Source organism: Nocardia sp. NPDC060249, assembly GCF_042728755.1.
Classification (GTDB): Bacteria; Actinomycetota; Actinomycetes; order Mycobacteriales; family Mycobacteriaceae; genus Nocardia.
On the sequence record NZ_JBHXAQ010000001.1, the window covers coordinates 858,837 to 874,975 of the forward strand.

Annotated in this window: 17 protein-coding genes; 10 read left to right on the top strand and 7 right to left on the bottom strand. The window is 68.8% G+C overall.

Annotated elements, in window-relative coordinates:
- Positions 1–99 precede the first annotated feature (99 nt).
- Complete coding sequence (locus ACFWFP_RS03775; RefSeq protein ID WP_379292963.1) at positions 100–1,473, bottom strand: RNA polymerase sigma factor; 1,374 nt, start codon at positions 1,471–1,473, stop codon at positions 100–102.
- 246 nt (positions 1,474–1,719) lie between these two features.
- Positions 1,720–2,478: a polyphosphate--glucose phosphotransferase gene (gene ppgK / locus ACFWFP_RS03780; protein ID WP_379292965.1), complete on the bottom strand. Its 759-nt coding sequence runs from the start codon at positions 2,476–2,478 to the stop codon at positions 1,720–1,722.
- A 108-nt stretch (positions 2,479–2,586) separates the two neighbouring features.
- On the opposite strand from ppgK, the gene ACFWFP_RS03785 reads away from it, so the two are divergent.
- On the top strand, positions 2,587–3,486 hold the full coding sequence (locus ACFWFP_RS03785; RefSeq protein ID WP_379292966.1) for an inositol monophosphatase family protein: 900 nt from the start codon (positions 2,587–2,589) through the stop codon (positions 3,484–3,486).
- Between the two features lie 5 nt (positions 3,487–3,491).
- Here the strand turns inward: ACFWFP_RS03785 and cei are convergent, their stop codons facing one another.
- Positions 3,492–4,175 carry an envelope integrity protein Cei gene (cei, locus tag ACFWFP_RS03790; protein ID WP_378626688.1) on the bottom strand — a complete coding sequence of 228 codons (684 nt, stop codon included), beginning with the start codon at positions 4,173–4,175 and terminating at the stop codon, positions 3,492–3,494.
- Between the two features lie 375 nt (positions 4,176–4,550).
- On the opposite strand from cei, the gene ACFWFP_RS03795 reads away from it, so the two are divergent.
- Complete coding sequence (locus ACFWFP_RS03795; protein ID WP_056811237.1) at positions 4,551–4,853, top strand: DUF4193 domain-containing protein; 303 nt, start codon at positions 4,551–4,553, stop codon at positions 4,851–4,853.
- 83 nt (positions 4,854–4,936) lie between these two features.
- On the opposite strand, the gene ACFWFP_RS03800 is transcribed toward ACFWFP_RS03795, so the two are convergent.
- Complete coding sequence (locus tag ACFWFP_RS03800) at positions 4,937–5,473, bottom strand: DUF3093 domain-containing protein (RefSeq protein ID WP_379292967.1); 537 nt, start codon at positions 5,471–5,473, stop codon at positions 4,937–4,939.
- Between the two features lie 72 nt (positions 5,474–5,545).
- On the opposite strand from ACFWFP_RS03800, the gene dut reads away from it, so the two are divergent.
- Positions 5,546–6,016 carry a dUTP diphosphatase gene (dut, locus tag ACFWFP_RS03805; RefSeq protein WP_379292968.1) on the top strand — a complete coding sequence of 157 codons (471 nt, stop codon included), beginning with the start codon at positions 5,546–5,548 and terminating at the stop codon, positions 6,014–6,016.
- A 5-nt stretch (positions 6,017–6,021) separates the two neighbouring features.
- Positions 6,022–6,921: a DUF3710 domain-containing protein gene (locus tag ACFWFP_RS03810; protein WP_379293754.1), complete on the top strand. Its 900-nt coding sequence runs from the start codon at positions 6,022–6,024 to the stop codon at positions 6,919–6,921.
- Positions 6,922–7,024: 103 nt separating this feature from the next.
- On the opposite strand, the gene ACFWFP_RS03815 is transcribed toward ACFWFP_RS03810, so the two are convergent.
- Complete coding sequence (locus ACFWFP_RS03815) at positions 7,025–7,789, bottom strand: alpha/beta fold hydrolase (RefSeq protein ID WP_379292969.1); 765 nt, start codon at positions 7,787–7,789, stop codon at positions 7,025–7,027.
- 74 nt (positions 7,790–7,863) lie between these two features.
- Between ACFWFP_RS03815 and ACFWFP_RS03820 the strand changes: the two genes are divergently transcribed.
- The 3 genes from ACFWFP_RS03820 to ACFWFP_RS03830 all read left to right on the top strand — a co-directional run bounded on the left by ACFWFP_RS03820 (position 7,864) and on the right by ACFWFP_RS03830 (position 9,792).
- The gene (locus tag ACFWFP_RS03820; protein WP_067458744.1) at positions 7,864–8,271 is read left to right on the top strand and encodes an OB-fold nucleic acid binding domain-containing protein; all 408 of its coding nucleotides are present in this window, start codon (positions 7,864–7,866) and stop codon (positions 8,269–8,271) included.
- A 3-nt stretch (positions 8,272–8,274) separates the two neighbouring features.
- On the top strand, positions 8,275–9,021 hold the full coding sequence (locus ACFWFP_RS03825) for a DUF3159 domain-containing protein (protein WP_379292970.1): 747 nt from the start codon (positions 8,275–8,277) through the stop codon (positions 9,019–9,021).
- 99 nt (positions 9,022–9,120) lie between these two features.
- A complete protein-coding gene (locus tag ACFWFP_RS03830) occupies positions 9,121–9,792 on the top strand; it encodes a sigma-70 family RNA polymerase sigma factor (RefSeq protein WP_379292971.1) in 672 nt (223 codons plus the stop codon).
- Positions 9,793–9,796: 4 nt separating this feature from the next.
- Here the strand turns inward: ACFWFP_RS03830 and ACFWFP_RS03835 are convergent, their stop codons facing one another.
- Positions 9,797–10,468: a potassium channel family protein gene (locus ACFWFP_RS03835; protein WP_379292972.1), complete on the bottom strand. Its 672-nt coding sequence runs from the start codon at positions 10,466–10,468 to the stop codon at positions 9,797–9,799.
- 4 nt (positions 10,469–10,472) lie between these two features.
- Complete coding sequence (locus ACFWFP_RS03840; RefSeq protein ID WP_379292973.1) at positions 10,473–11,138, bottom strand: potassium channel family protein; 666 nt, start codon at positions 11,136–11,138, stop codon at positions 10,473–10,475.
- Between the two features lie 171 nt (positions 11,139–11,309).
- Between ACFWFP_RS03840 and ACFWFP_RS03845 the strand changes: the two genes are divergently transcribed.
- From ACFWFP_RS03845 to hpnE, 3 genes are all read left to right on the top strand, one after another.
- The gene (locus tag ACFWFP_RS03845; protein ID WP_379292974.1) at positions 11,310–13,307 is read left to right on the top strand and encodes an APC family permease; all 1,998 of its coding nucleotides are present in this window, start codon (positions 11,310–11,312) and stop codon (positions 13,305–13,307) included.
- Between the two features lie 36 nt (positions 13,308–13,343).
- The gene (locus tag ACFWFP_RS03850; RefSeq protein WP_379292975.1) at positions 13,344–14,702 is read left to right on the top strand and encodes a class I SAM-dependent RNA methyltransferase; all 1,359 of its coding nucleotides are present in this window, start codon (positions 13,344–13,346) and stop codon (positions 14,700–14,702) included.
- A 62-nt stretch (positions 14,703–14,764) separates the two neighbouring features.
- The gene (gene hpnE, locus ACFWFP_RS03855) at positions 14,765–16,129 is read left to right on the top strand and encodes a hydroxysqualene dehydroxylase HpnE (RefSeq protein ID WP_379292976.1); all 1,365 of its coding nucleotides are present in this window, start codon (positions 14,765–14,767) and stop codon (positions 16,127–16,129) included.
- Positions 16,130–16,139: the final 10 nt, after the last annotated feature.

A 16,139-nucleotide genomic window follows, 5' to 3' on the forward strand; every position in this document is an offset into this window, starting at 1 on the left:
TTTTTTTTTAAAAACCCCCCCGCGGTTTTTTTAGTGGGTCTCAACTAAAACGCGCCCCCCCCCCCCTACGGGGGGCCGCGGGCCTCTTTGGGTCGATCGCTAGTCGAGGTAGTCGCGCAGAACCTGCGAACGGCTCGGGTGGCGCAACTTGCTCATCGTCTTCGATTCGATCTGGCGGATGCGCTCACGCGTGACGCCGTAGACCTGACCGATCTCGTCGAGGGTGCGGGGCTGACCGTCGGTGAGGCCGAAGCGCAACCGCACCACGCCCGCCTCACGTTCGGACAGCGTCTCCAGCACCGACTGCAGCTGATCCTGCAGCAGGGTGAAGCTCACCGCGTCGACCGCGACGACCGCCTCGGAATCCTCGATGAAGTCACCGAGCTGGCTGTCGCCCTCGTCGCCGATGGTCTGGTCGAGCGAGATCGGCTCACGCGCGTACTGCTGGATCTCGAGGACCTTCTCCGGCGTGATGTCCATTTCCTTGGCGAGCTCCTCCGGCGTGGGCTCACGGCCCAGGTCCTGGAGCAGCTCGCGCTGGATGCGGCCGAGCTTGTTGATGACCTCGACCATGTGCACCGGGATACGGATGGTGCGGGCCTGGTCGGCCATGGCGCGGGTGATGGCCTGCCGGATCCACCACGTCGCGTAGGTCGAGAACTTGTAACCCTTGGTGTAGTCGAACTTCTCGACCGCGCGGATCAGACCCAGGTTGCCTTCCTGGATGAGATCGAGGAACGCCATGCCGCGACCGGTGTAGCGCTTGGCCAGCGAGACGACCAGTCGCAGGTTGGCCTCGAGCAGGTGGTTCTTGGCCCGGTTGCCGTCGCGCACGATCCAGTTGAAATCGCGGCGCGTGGTGACCGAGAGCTTCTCGCCCGCCTCGGCGAACTCGCGCATCTTCTCCGCGGCGAACAGGCCTGCCTCGATGCGCTTGGCGAGTTCGACCTCCTCCTCCGCGTTGAGCAGCGCGACCTTGCCGATCTGCTTGAGGTAGGCGCGCACCGAGTCGGCGGAGGCGGTGAGTTCGGCGTCCTTGCGCGCTTGGCGCAGGGCTTCGGACTCCTCCTCGTCCCAGACGAAATCGCCGGACGCCTTGTCCTTCTCGGAGGGCTCCGCGGTCTCGGCGACGTCGGCGGCTTCCTCGGCGACGTCTTCGACGACGACTTCCTCGCCGACGAGTTCGTCTTCGGCGACTTCGAGATCACCGAGATCGTCGACCTCGACCGACTCGTCGTCGAGCTGCTCGTCACCGCCCTCGCCCGCGGTCGCCTTCTTCGCGGCGGTCTTCTTGGCCGGAGCCTTCTTGGCGGCAGCCTTCTTCGCCGGCGCCTTCTTGGCTACGGCCTTCTTGGCCGGCGCCTTTTTGGCGGCGGCCTTTTTGGCCGGCGCTTTCTTGGCCGGGGTTACGGCGTCGTCGGCATCGGCGTCGGAGGCCGAGTCGGCGGTCTGACGGGTATTCGTGGCTACCACGTACGCCCTTTCGTGACGGTCTCGTGCGGCGTCACGCCAGAGTGGTTTTCCGGCGGAGCGGTCGGTCGGGTTGCACCGGCGATGCGTCGGCCGGGGGAAGTCGGCGCTCGTTCACCGACCTTCTCGCGACCGGCCGCGGCCGGAAGGTTTCACCGGCTCACCGCCGGACGTGTTCCATTGTAACGATCCAACCAGGGTACTCATGGCACGATGCCACCCAGGCGTTGCGTCGCGGGCCGCGCCGGGCTACGGCGCGAGGCCCGCCTCGATGGCCATCGCCGCGCCGACGATACCCGCGGTGTTCTTCAATACGGCCGGAATCACGGGAGTTCGGTTGGTGAGCAACGGAATCCACTGTTCGTGATCACGGCTGATACCGCCGCCCGCCACGATCACGTTCGGCCAGAACAGATCCTCGATGTGGCGCAACACGCGACTCACTCGCTGCGCCCACTCCGGGTAGGTGAGGCCCTCGTTGTCCTTCACCGAGGCCGCGGCCAGATCCTCGGCGTCGACGCCGTCGATCTTGAGATGGCCGAGCTCGGAGTTGGGCACCAGCACGCCGTTGTAGAGCAGCGCGGAGCCGATGCCGGTGCCGAAGGTGAGCAGCAGCGTCAGCCCGTCGAGGTCGCGCGCGGTGCCGTAGGAGTCCTCGGCCAGGCCCGCCGCGTCGGCGTCGTTGAGCACGGTGACCGCACGCCCGCCCAGCGCCTTCGCGAACAACGCGCGGGCGTCGGTGCCGATCCATGCCTGGTCGATGTTGGCCGCGGTTCTGGCGTGGCCGCCGAGCACCACGCACGGCATGGTGATGCCGACCGGGCCCTCCCACCCTGACCGCGCGACCAGTTCGGCGACCGCCGCCGCGACGGCGGCCGGAGTCGACGGCTGCGGGGTCGCGATCTTGATGCGGTCATGGGTGAGCAGGCCGGTGGCCAGATCGACCTCGGCGCCCTTCACCCCGCTGCCGCCGATGTCGATACCGAATGCGTGCCCCCGAGTGGACATGATTCAACCCCTTGCTGACGTGGTCGATGTGCCTGGCAGACACCACGGAGAAGAGTAGCGGTAGTCACCACTCGCGCGACGAGCCACGACATGTGATGCGATGGGTGGGTGCCCGACTACACCGAGCCCGAGACCATCACCGCCCCCACCACATCCGCCGATTACGAGCAGTTGCGGCGTCTCGCCGTCGAGCTCGCGGAGACCGCCGCCGCGCATGTCCGTGCCCGCAGGCCCGAGGTGTTCGCCGACGACGGACCCGTGGCGGGCGCGGTGGCCACCAAGGGACACGTCACCGATCCGGTCACCATCGTCGACACCGAATCCGAACAGCTGATCCGCGGGCTGCTCGCCGAGCGCAGGCCCGGCGACGCGATTCTGGGGGAGGAGGGCGGCGGCGATGTCGGCGCCACCGCGCCGGGCGCGGTCACCTGGGTCGTCGACCCGATCGACGGCACCGTGAACTTCCTCTACGGGCTCCCCGGCTACGCCGTCTCGGTGGGCGCGGTCGTCGACGGCAAGCCCGTGGCGGGCGCCGTGGTCGACGTCGCCGCCGCCACCACCTACAGCGCCGCACTGGGCGCTGGATCGCACGCTGTGCGACCGGACGGCACCCGGGTGACATTGCGCTGCAGTAGCGAGGATTCGCTCTCGGTGGCCCTGGTAGCCACCGGCTTCGCCTATGGCAGCGCGCGCCGCGCCCGCCAGGCGCAGCTGCTCACCGAGATCCTGCCCCGGATCCGCGACATCCGCCGCCTCGGCGCCGCCGCCATGGACCTGTGCCACGTTGCCTCGGGCAGGCTGGAGGCGTACTACGAGCACGGCCTCAACGCCTGGGACTGGGCCGCGGGCGCCCTCATCGCCGCCGAAGCCGGCGCGGTCGTGCACGTTCCCCCGGTCACCGTCGGTGGTGCCGCGGGCGAACTGACGGTCGTCGCGGCGCCCGGCATCGCCGCGGACCTCGACGACCTGCTCGACCGGGTCGGCGCGCCGACGGCACTACCGGACTAGATCGCTCAGCACTTGACTTCGCGCGCGGCGTCGAGGAGATCCGGGTCGATCGAGGACGAGCTCGCTCCGGGGGCCAGGTTCTTGAGCGAGCGGAGCACCGCCTCGGCGTCGGCGCCGGGGCGCAGCGACTCACCGAACGCTTGCCCGAGGACCAGGTCCACGGTGTCGTCGGTGCGCGGATCCTCGATCAGCTCGGCGCAGGGCGCGATCAACTGCACCGAGGCGGCCGCCGGTCGGCCGTTCACACCGAACCGGATCTGACCGGTGCAGGTGAGGTCGCCGCTGACATAGACCGGATCGTTACCGACCTGTGTCCCCGGCGCGCCGGCGAAGCCGAGGTCGGCCAGCGCCGCGCCGATGTTGCCCGCCTGGCCGCTCTTGCCGTTGGCGTTGAACACCCGCACCCGCGACTCCGACAGGGCCGCCGGGTCAACCTCCGCGAGTCGCGTCGGACCCACCCGGGTGCCCAGCGCCGCGGGCTGCGGTGCGTTGGTGGCCGTCGGTGTGCTCGGCGCGTTGCACGCCATCGGTTCGTTGCTGTCGTCACGGGTTCGGAACGCCGTGATCCAGACGAACAGGCTCACCAGAGCCAGCACGAGGACGAGCGCGAGCCAGAGCTCGGGCCGCCGCCGCGGAAAGGGTTTGCCGTCGCGATCTGTCGCGCTGCCTTCGGTGATCAGTGAAACCACGCGCTCACTCTACGAGTCTCGCGGCGGCGCGCGAGTCCGGGAGGTCTCGGCGAGTTTCCCGGCAGGTGACGATTCGTCGTCGGTTTCGGCTCGGCGCGGGTTTGATTGCGACTTTCGTCCACAGGTCCGCTATTGTCTGGCCGCCCAGATCGAATATTTACCGGTGAAACGGTGGTCGGTCGCGGGAACAACAAGGGCATGTCCTGCGTTTACCGAACGCTGTCGGAGTAGATCGCTAGCCGATCGAACCTGATAGACGACCGGTGCACGTGTGAGGTGCACCACCGGCGGGGCGGTACGAACGCCGGAACCCTGCGGGGTTACGGCAATCGACTGATCCGGGATATACGGAGTAAGGACTGAGGGGAAGACGACATGGCAACCGACTATGACGCACCGCGGCGCACCGAATCCGACGAGGTGTCGGAGGATTCGCTCGAGGAGCTGAAGGCCCGCCGCAACGAGGCGCAGTCCGCCGTCGTGGACATCGACGAATCCGATACAGCGGAATCGTTCGAGCTTCCCGGCGCGGACTTGTCCGACGAGGTACTCAGCGTTCGGGTGGTCCCGAAGCAGGCGGACGAGTTCACCTGCTCGAGCTGTTTCCTCGTGCATCACCGCAGCCGACTGGCCACCGAGAAGGGTGGACAGCTCATCTGCATGGATTGCGCGCTCTAGCGGCAGGCAGTGCGCGGCACCGTGCGGTCGATCGACCCGCATAGGGCTACGCAGACTGATCCGTAGGGATCAGCGAGGAAGGGTCAGCCCGCGCTCGGGAGTCCGAGCGCGGCCAAGACCCGGTCCGGCCTTCGCGTACTGACCAACCAGTACGGCGTCGGGTCGTCCGGGTCGTTCAGTACCAGCAATGCCATCGGGCCGATCCAGGCCCGGTGCTGCACATAGGCGGCGGGGTCGAGTTGCCGGCCCAGCGCGGCACTCTTGGCCGTCGGCGCGACGGCCGCGGCGCGCGCGACGAAGCTCACCGGTAGGTGGGCGCGGTCGACGCGCAGTTCCGCCGTACCGTCCTCCGCCACGGTGACATCCAGGCGATGCCTGCTCATCCACAACAGAATCCAGACCGGGACCGGCGCCAGCAAGACGTACGGCAGCCACGCCCGCAGCCCCGGCGCGCCCATGTGGATCTCGGCCGCGAGCAGGCCCGCGATCGCGAAGCCGACCGGCCACCACCACAGCGGCACCCACAGGCGCTCGGAGTAGGGCGACGGACCCGGCGCGCTCGGCGCGCGATGGTCGGTGTCGGTGGTCGCGGTCGTCGGGGAATGGGGCTGGTCGGGCACCCCTCAACACTAGGTCACCGCACCAGGGCTGCGACGAGAAGGTCCGGCCTCGACCGCGTAGTCTCGACCGATGTGAACGCACTTGCACCGATTCCGCTGCGGCGGCTCGATCCCGGCATCCCTGTGCCGACGCGTGCCCATCCGGGTGACGCGGGCGTCGACCTCTGTACCACCGAGGATGTGATCATCGAACCGGGCGAGCGGGTGCTGGTCGGCACCGGGATCGCGATCGCGTTGCCGATGGGCACGGTCGGCTTGATCCACCCCCGGTCCGGCTTGGCCGCGAAGGCCGGGCTGTCGGTGGTCAACACGCCCGGCACGGTCGACGCGGGCTACCGCGGTGAGATCAAGGTGTGCCTGATCAACCACGACCCGCGCACCGCCGTCGAGCTGCGTCGCGGCGACCGCATCGCGCAGTTGCTGGTGCAGCGGGTCGAGTTGGTCGACTTCGCCGAGGTCGACGATCTCGACGACACCGCCCGTGGCACCGGCGGGTACGGGTCGAGCGGCGGGCATGCCAGCCTGGCCGGCAAGGAGGCGTGATGGGTCTGTTCGGTAAGAAGAAGCGCGCGCGCGACGAGGACGTCGACTACGTCGAATACGACGAGGTCGAGTACGACGAGGCGGACTACGACTTGGACGCGGACTCCGACGAGTACGACACCGACGAGTTCCAGCGGCCCGACTTCGCCCGCCTCGACTTCGACGACGCTCCCACCGATGAGCGCATCTACGGCAATTTCGACCACGCTCCCGATGCCGCCGCGGGCCCCTACGACATCAGCGAGGTCTCCGACGAGGCCATCTCGCGCCGCCTCGACCTCGGCTCGGTGCTCATCCCGGTGCCCCAGGGCGGGCAGCTGCAGGTGGAGATGAGTCCCGACGGCACCCCGCAGGCGGTGCACCTGGCCACCGAGCACGGCAGGCTCACGGTCGCCGCCTACGCCGCGCCCAAGTCGGCGGGTCAGTGGCGCACGGTCGCCGCGGATCTGGCGGAGTCGCTGCGCGGCGACGGCGCGAGCGTGGCCGTCGAGAAGGGCCCGTGGGGCCGTGAGGTCAAGGCGATCACCGAGGGCGCCGACCTGCGTTTCATCGGCGTCGACGGCCCACGCTGGATGATCCGGCTGGTCGCCGCGGGCCCCAAGGGCGCCGTCGACGACCGCAGCCCGCTGATCACCGCGGCCCGCGCGGTCCTGGCCGACGCCGTGGTCCGCCGTGGCACCGACCCCCTGCCCGTGCGCGACCCGCTTCCGGTGGTCCTGCCCCAGGAACTGGCCGAACAGCTGGCCGCCGCCCACCAGCAGCAGGTCCAGGCCCAGCAGGACGCCCTCGAGGCCCAGGCGGCCGCCGCGGCCGCGCCCCCGCCCTCGGCCCTCCCGCCGAAACTGCCGGACGAGCCGCGGCGCGGCGCGGACGGCTCGGCCATGCAGCAACTAGGACTGAACTAGGCGCATCCGCCTCTCCGCGACTTCTTCCGGTCGCGGGGAGGCGGTTCCGCTGGTGACCGGGCCTGCGGTTCGGGGTGGGTCTGGTGTCGGGTTACCCGGCGAGTTACCCGTGTACTCGCGAAATCAGTTGTGCTGCAAGGCTGTTCGTTGTCTGTGTGGTCGCCGGCAGCAACGCGCTCAACTCCGCGAATCCGGCATGTCCGAGTATCGCTGGGTCGGCGCCGAGCTCGGTGAGTGTCACCCGGTGCAGTCGGGCCGACGGCAAAGTTGCCGCCCATTCCTCGGCGACGGCGATCGGGTGTACCGGGTCGTCGCTCGCGCCGACCACCGCGACCGGCACGTCGTTGCCCGCCAGATCCGCCAGTGACGGCCACGCGTATGCGGCGGCCTCGTCCAGCGCGGCGGGCAGGTGCGGCCACTGCCCGCGCCACGACTGGGTCAGCGCGTCGGCCAGCCACGGCGGACTCGACGCACGCATCCGCTCGATCACCGCCTCCAGACCGTCGGCTCGCAGTTGCTCGGCGGTAACCGCGGCGCTCGATGCGGCGGGGCACGCGGCGGTTTCGGCACCCGTCCAGGCGGGTAATGCTGTGATGACACCGACCACCGCGGTACGGTGCTCGGCTGCCCAGTCGAGTGCGATCGCGGCGCCGAGGGAGATGCCCGCGGCCAGGACCGGACCGCGCGCCGCGGCCGCGTCCAAAGCCGCGGTACAGCTCCCGATCACGGCCTGCGGGTCCGGTTCGACGGCGTGGAAGGCGAGTCCGTACGCGAGGGCGGCAGGCCCGAACGCGCGGGCCGCGAAATCGGCGTCGGAGCCGGTTCCCGGCAGGGCGACCATGGTGACCTGGGGTGGGGTGCGCAACACCGACCGAGCGTAGCGGCCGGGCGTTTGCCCATCTACAGTGGCGGTGTACGGCCAACTAGCGGGAGAAGCGTGACATGTCGTCATCCACGGGCGGACACAAGTCGGGATCGGGTCCGGACTCGGGATATTTTCGCCGACTCGGTCGTCGTCTCACCGCCGATATCGACCAGCTCGACGCCGAGGAACTGGCCGAGACCGCCGATGCTTCCGGCGCCCGGCGGGCCAAGGATTGTTGTCGTGGCGAAGAGGCGACCATTCTGGGCAGACTCCGCAGTGTCGAGGCGTGTCCCAAGGCGGCCGGTGCCACCGTGCAGGCCGAGTTCTTCGACGGCACCGATGCCATCACCCTGGTGTGGATCGGGCGCAGGCGCATTCCCGGTATCGAGCCGGGCAGGCGCATTCTGGTCCGTGGCCGCGTCGGCGATCGCGACGGCCGCAAAGTGATCTTCAACCCCTACTACGAATTGCGCGGGAACAGCTGACGTATGCCCTCCAGCGACGAGTACCGCACTGCCGCGGACCCCGAAGCCACCGTGGCGTTGCCCGTGGTCACCGATGAGCAGGTGGACCCGGAGATCGACACCGAGGTAGACAAGGCCGAACAGACCTTGCTCGAGCAGCTCGGCGGTTTCAGCGGCCTGATCTATTCCACCCTCCCCGTTCTGGTCTTCGTCCCGGTGAACACCGTCGCGGGCCTCACCGTGGCCATCTGGGCCGCGCTCGGCGTCGCCGCCGCCATCCTGATCTGGCGACTGGTGCAGCGCAGCCCCATCCAGCCCGCCGTCTCCGGCTTCCTCGGCGTCGGCCTGTGCGCGCTCATCGCCCAGCGGGTGGGGGAGGCCAAGGGCTTCTTCCTGTTCGGCATCTACACCAGCCTGGTGTACGCGGGCGTGTTCGCGGTGTCGATCCTGCTGCGCCGGCCACTGGTCGGGGTGATCTGGGGTGCGCTCAACGGCCACGGTCATCGCTGGCGTACCGACAAGCGTGTTCGCAAGCTCTACGACCTGGCCACCGTGGTCTGGGTGGTCGTGTTCGGCGCCCGCTACCTGGTGCAGTCGCAGCTCTACGACACCGACCACACCACCTGGCTGGCCGTGGCGCGGATCGGCATGGGCTGGCCGCTCACCGCGGTCGCTCTGGTGGTGACGGTGTGGGCAGTGCGCCGCGCCGGGCATCTGCCCACCGCGAAGGCCGACAAGTCCGGCGCCGGAACGGAATCCGTGACCGCGTAAGGGTGGGCAGTGTGCCGCCGGAGGTGGGGAAGTACCCACCCTGGGGTACCTGGTCGCGACCGGTTGTTCGTCGCACGATCAATGCGTAGGAAAAACGCGATGATCGTGAGAGGACCGGCGACCATGATGGCAACCGAGCACCGAAATGAGCGACCGGCCACCGCAGTACGCCGCGACGGCGCCAAGACCCCGGCGCCCGTGCTGTCGGAGAGCAAGCGCATCGGCGCCGAACTCGACGCGCTGATCGGCCCGGCCGCCGCCGGTGACCGCGATGCCGTCGCCGAGATCCTGCGTCTGGTGCACCCGGTGGTCCGCCGGTACTGCTCGGCCCGGATGGGGACCACCGGCCATCTCACCGTCACCGCTGACGATGTCACCCAGGAAGTCCTGATCGCCACCGTCACCGCCATCCCGCGCTACCGCGATCAGGGCAAGTCGTTCCTGGCCTTCGTCTACGGTATCGCCGCCAACAAGGTCTCCGACGCGTTCCGTCGCGGCAAGCACACCGCCTATCCGACGGCCGAGTTGCCCGACAGCGCCAGCACTTCGGCGGGCCCGGAGGAGTGGGTGCTGGCCTACGAACGCCGCGCCGCCACCCTCGAACTGATGAAGGTGCTCGCGCCGAATCACCGTGAGGTGCTGCACATGCGCATCGTGCTCGGCTGGAGCGCGGCCCAGACCGCCGAGGCCATCGGCACCAGCCCGGGCGTGGTCCGGGTGATGCAGCACCGCGCGCTCAACAAGTTGCGCGCGGAACTGAAAGTGGCGTAGGGCCTTACGGCCGCACGCCGTGCGTCGCCAGGGTGAGCCGCAGATCCTCTTCGGCCTCCACCGAGGTGACGAACAGCAGTTCGTCGTCGCCTTCGAACGGGTCGTCGGGTTGCGGCACGATCACCCGGCCGCCGCGCAGGATCGTCACCAGCGCGGTATCGCGCGGCATCGTCAAGGTCCGCACCGGCTTGCCTGCCAACTGGGTGTCGGCGGGCAGGGTGATCTCGACCAAGTTGGCCTGTCCCTGGCGCAGCGTCATCAGCCGCACCAGATCACCCACCGAGACGGCCTCCTCGACGAGCGAGGCGAGCAGCCGCGGCGTCGACACCGCCACGTCGACCCCCCACGACTCGTTGAACAGCCATTCGTTGCGCGGATCGTTGACCCGCGCCACCACCCGGCGCACCCCGAACTCGGTCTTGGCGAGCAAAGCGTGCACCAGATTCGCCTTGTCGTCACCGGTGGCCGCGATCACCACCTCGTAGGTCTCGAGATCGGCGTTCTCCAGCAGCGACAGCTCACAGGCGTCGGCGTGCACCCAGACGGCATCGGGGATGGCGGCGGGATCGATGTGGTCGAGCTGGCGTTCGAGCAGCATCACCCGATGTCCGCCGCGTAGGAGTTCCCTGGCGATCGAGCGCCCGACCGCGCCCGCTCCGGCGATGGCGACCTTCATGTGTTCAGTCCTCGCTCAGTGGGGCCTTGGCGGCCAGGGCGATCGCCTCGCCGACTGTGCCGGACGTGGCCGCGACATAGACGACGTCGTCGGCCTGGACGATCGTCTTGGATTCGGGCAGCAGGCCCTGGCCGAAGCGCAGGATGAACGCCACCCGCACCTGCAGATCGCGTTCCAGATCGCGCACGGTGCGACCGGACCATTCCTCGTGCAGGGTCAGCTGGGTCACCGCGACCGCGCCGGTGGGGTCGCGCCAGGTGGTGGTCGAGTTGTCGCCGATGAGGGTGCGCAGGAACCGATCGGTGGTCCACGGCACGGTGGCGATGGTCGGGATGCCGAGTCGTTCGTACACCTCGGCGCGCTTGGCGTCGTAGATGCGGGCGACGACACGTTCGACGCCGAACATCTCTCTGGCCACTCGGGCCGAGATGATGTTGGAGTTGTCACCGGAGCTCACCGCGGCGAAGGCGTCGGCGCGTTCGATCCCCGCGCGGGTCAGCACCTCACGGTCGAAGCCGACGCCGATCACCTCCTGGCCGGGGAAGCCCTCACCGAGGCGGCGGAAGGCTGCGGGATCCCGGTCGATGACCGTGACCTCGTGACCCACCCGGGTCAGCGCACGCGCCAGTGACGAGCCGACACGCCCGCACCCCATGATCACTACGTACACCGTGCACCCTCGTTCCTTGCCTACCCGTGGCGTCCGGCAAGGACCGTACCCGCCGGATGCTCCCATCGCCCATTTTCCCCGTGCCGACGCGAGGCAAACAATCCAGACATCGCCGTGACGCCCACGAACGTGCGCGCGAAGGTACTGGTGAACTCCTCTATGCTCAGCCCGGTGTCCAAGTTGACGACGGCAGCCAAGCGTGTGCTGCTGGGCAGGCCGTTCCGTAGCGATTCGCTCGGCCACACATTGTTGCCCAAGCGTATCGCTCTTCCGGTCTTCGCCTCCGACGCGATGTCGTCGGTCGCTTATGCCCCGGAGGAAATCTTCCTGGTGCTGTCGGCGGCGGGCATCTCGGCCTACGTGTACGCGCCGTGGGTCGGTCTCGCCGTAGCCCTGGTGATGGCGGTGGTCGTCGCCAGCTACCGGCAGAACGTGCACGCCTACCCGTCGGGCGGTGGCGACTACGAGGTCGCGACCAAGAACATCGGCCCCACCGCCGGTCTGACGGTCGGCAGCGCGCTGCTGGTCGACTACGTGCTCACCGTCGCGGTGTCGATCTCGTCGGCGGCGTCGAACATCGGTTCCGCGATTCCGTTCGTCGCCACGCACAAAGTGCTGTTCGCGGTGGTGGCGATCGCGATCCTGACCGCGATCAACCTGCGAGGGGTACGCGAATCCGGTACGGCGTTCGCGATTCCGACCTACGCGTTCATCGTCGGGATGGTCGTGATGCTGGCCTGGGGCCTGTTCCGTACCTATGGGCTCGGCGATGACATCCAGGCCGAGTCGGCCGGGTTCGGGCTCGATGCCGAAGACGAGCACCTCTACGGCCTGGCTTTCGCCTTCCTGATCGCGCGTGCCTTCTCCTCCGGCTGTGCGGCGCTGACCGGTGTGGAGGCCATCAGCAACGGTGTGCCCGCGTTCCGTAAACCCAAGTCGCGCAATGCCGCGACCACCCTGTTGCTGCTGGGTTCCATCGCGATCGTGCTGCTGATGGGCATCATCATCCTGGCCCAGAAGATCCGCGTGGTGTATGCCCACGACCCCGCGCACCTGATCGGCGCGCCCGCCGACTATCACCAGAAGACGCTGATCGCGCAGATCGCCGAAGCGGTGTTCCACGGCTTCCCGATCGGCTTCTTCTTCATCACCATCGTCACCGCGCTGATCCTGGTGCTGGCCGCCAACACCGCGTTCAACGGGTTCCCCGTCCTCGGTTCGATCCTGGCCCAGGACCGCTACCTGCCCCGTCAGCTGCACACCCGCGGCGACCGGCTCGCGTTCTCCAACGGCATCCTGTTCCTCTCGGGTGCCGCGATCGCGTTCGTGGTGGTCTTCGGCGCCGAAGTGACCAAGCTGATCCAGCTCTACATCGTGGGTGTGTTCGTCTCGTTCGTGCTGAGCCAGACCGGCATGCTGCGGCACTGGACGCGCCTGCTGCGCACCGAGACCGACCCGGCGCAGCGCGGGAAGATGCAGCGCTCCCGGGTGATCAACGCGATCGGTTTGACCGCGACCGGCGCCGTGCTGATGATCGTGCTCGTCACCAAGTTCTTCGCCGGTGCCTGGATCGCGATCCTCACGATGGTGGCGATCTTCGTCGTGATGAAGCTGATCCGTAAGCACTACGACTCCGTCTCGCGCGAACTCGACGAATCCGACTGGGACGGCGTGCTGCCCAGCCGCACCCACTCCCTGGTCCTGGTCTCCAAGCTGCACCTGCCCACGCGCCGTGCGCTGGCCTTCGCGCGCGCGACCCGCCCGGACACCCTGGAAGCGGTGACGGTCAACGTCGACGACGCCGACACCCGCAAGCTGGTGCGGGCCTGGGAGAACAGCGAGATCAACGTGCCGCTGAAGGTGATCGAATCGCCGTACCGCGAGGTCACCAAGCCGGTGCTCGACTACGTCAAGCGGGTACGCAAGGACGCCCCGCGCGACGTGGTCACCGTCTTCATTCCCGAATATGTGGTCGGTCACTGGTGGGAGCAGGTGCTGCACAACCAGTCCGCGCTGCGGTTGAAGGGCAGGTTGCTGTTCGAGCCCGGTGTGATGGTGACGAGCGTGCCGTGGCAGCTCAGTTCCTCCACCAGGGCCAAGCAGGCAGCCGATGTGAACGCACCGGGTTCGGTGCGCCGAGGTTTCGAACGACCAGGACGTCGCGAATGAGCGGCGCGCCGGTCGAGGGTGAGAGTGGGTGTGGCCGTGAGTGATGGGAGCGGACAGGAATTCGAGGTGCGCCTCGGGTCGCCCGGGCACGGCGGGTTCATCGTCGGGCGTCACGAGGGCCGGGTCGTGTTCGTGCGACACGGGCTGCCCGGTGAGCTGGTGCGGGCCCGGGTGACCGAGGACCGCGGCGGCTCGTTCTGCCGGGCCGACGCGATCGAGATCATCGAGGCGTCCCCGGACCGGGTACCCGCGACCTGTGCTGTGTCCGGGCCGGGCGGTGCGGGGTGCTGTGACTTCTCCTTCGCGACGCCCGCGGCGCAGCGCGCGCTCAAAGCCACGGTGGTGGAAGAGCAGTTGCGCCGGTTGGCCAAGATCGAGCGCGAGGTGACGGTCGAGCCGATCGCCGGTGATTCGGGTGCGGTCACCGGTGGTTGGCGCACGCGGGTGCGGTTGGTCGTCGACGGTGCCGGGCGCGCCGGTGTGCACCGGTACCGCAGTACGGAGGTGATCACGGATCTGCGCTGCCCGCAGCCGGTCGCCGGTGCGCTCGACGGCGTCGCGGATCGGTTGTGGACGCCGGGGGCCGATCTGGTGGTCGCGATCGACGGTGACGGTGTGCGTCATATCGTGGAACTGGCCGAGACTCCTGCCGGCGGGCCCTCCGGGCGCCCGCAGACGCCGCGTGGCGCGAGCCGTGGTCGTGACCGGCGTCCCGGGCGTCGTCGTGAGTCGGCGCCGCCGGTGAGTGACGAGCGTGGGGCGATCCGGGACCGGGCGGCTTCGCGGAAGTCGGCGATGAACGCGCCGCGTGAGGAGTGTGTGGTCGAGGGTTCGGGTCGCGTCGTCGAGTATGTGGCGGGGCGTCGCTGGGAGTTGTCGGCGACGGGTTTCTGGCAGGCACATCGCGGTGCGGCGCAATGTTATTCGGATCTGATCGCCGAGTGGTCGGGGCTCGCTCCCGGCGGTTCCGGGTGGGATCTCTACGCCGGTGTGGGTGTGTTCGCGGCGCGCTTGGCCGAGCAGGTGGGCCAGACCGGTGCGGTGATCGGTGTCGAATCCGCTCGTTCGGCGGTTGTCGACGGGGTGGCGGCGCTGGGGGATCTGCCCTGGCTGGAGTTGCGCGGTGAGCGGGTCGAGCCGTGGGCTCGCAGTGCTTCCGGTAGACCGGATGTCGTGGTGCTCGATCCGCCGCGGGCGGGGGCGGGCAAGGATGTCGTCGCCGCCGTCGCCGATGCCGATCCTCGCCGGATTGTGCACATCGGGTGCGACCCGGCGGCTTTCGCGCGTGATCTGGGGTTGTACCTGGACGCCGGTTACCACCTGGCGGAGCTGCGGGCCTTCGACGCGTTCCCGGCGACGCACCATGTCGAATGCGTGGCGCTGCTCGACCGCTGAGTGGTCGGTGGTCCCGGACGATTCTGCCGATAGAAAGAGAGAGTTCGCGCTACATTGTCTCAATGGTGGACGTGAACGACTCACGCCGGTTCGTTGTCATCGGGGGTGGGCTGGCCGGGCTGGCCGCTGCCGTGTGGCTGGCGGAAGCCGGTGAACAGGTGACTCTGCTGGAGCGGCGAGGTCGGCTCGGCGGCCGCACGCAGGCGATGCGGGTCGCCGAGGTGGACGACCTCGCCGACAACGGCCAGCACGTGGTGGCCAGCGGGTACCGCAGCCTGTGGCGGTATCTGGAGAGCGTGGGCACCCGGCAGTACGTGGAGTTCCCCGGCGCCGGGAGTCTGCGCTGGCCGGGTGGTCGCGCAGTCATGTTGCATACCAAGGGTTTCGCCGCCGTGCGCACGCTGATGGGTGCGCATCCCGACGCGGGACCGCTGGAGCGGCTACGTGCGCTGCGTTCCGCGCTGACGTTGGTTCGCCAGGCACTGTGGCAGCCGGCGTACCTCGCCGACATCACCACCGACGAGTGGTTCCGGCGTCTGGCGATGCCGCCGAAAGCGCGGGAGGCCCTGTGGGATTGGCTCGCGCTCGGCATCGCCGCCGAACCGGTGGACAAGGAGTCGGCGAAGGTGTTCGCCGACGTGCTGGCCACCGGGGTCAGGATCGGGCTGCGGACCCGGACGGGTGTGACGATCGGCTATCCCACCGTGGATCTGGACACGCTCTACATCACCGGTGCCGAGAAGGTCTTCGAACGCCACGGGGTCGACGTGCGTTACCGGGCGGTGGCCCGCAAGATCGTCATCGTCGGCGGTAAGGCGACGGGGGTGGCGCTGGCGGACGGCTCGGTGGTCGAGGCCGACGCGGTGATCTGCGCGGTCCCGAACTCCGGTATCGGCGGGCTCCTCGACGACCTGCCCGAGCATGCCGAAATCTACGCTGCCGCGGACAAACTGGGCTTCACCCCGATCGTGAGTACGAACCTGTACCTGGACCGGCCACTGAAAACGAAGTCGGCGATGGAAGCGCTGATCGGCGGCACCGGAGTGATCGATCAGGTCTTCGACCGGCAGCGCATGCACCAGCGCGCGCCCGACGGCACCTGGCTGTACTGTCTGACGACCAGCGGTGCGTACGAGCAGATCCACAAGAGCAACAGCGAGATCGTCGCCGAGCAGATGGATCTCATCCGCCGCTACTACCCGGAAGCCGCCGACGCTCAGGTCGTCACCGGCCATGTGGTGAAGATGCCGAAGGCGACCTTCTCCCAGGTTCTCGGCACCGACAACCTGCGCCCCGGCCAGCGCACCTCGGTCCCGAACCTGATGCTGGCCGGCGACTGGACCCGCACGGACTGGTGCGCCACGATGGAAAGCGCCGTCCAGAGCGCCGAACGCGCCGTCGAAGCGCTCCTCGCGCACCCCGGGTAGACCGCGCCGG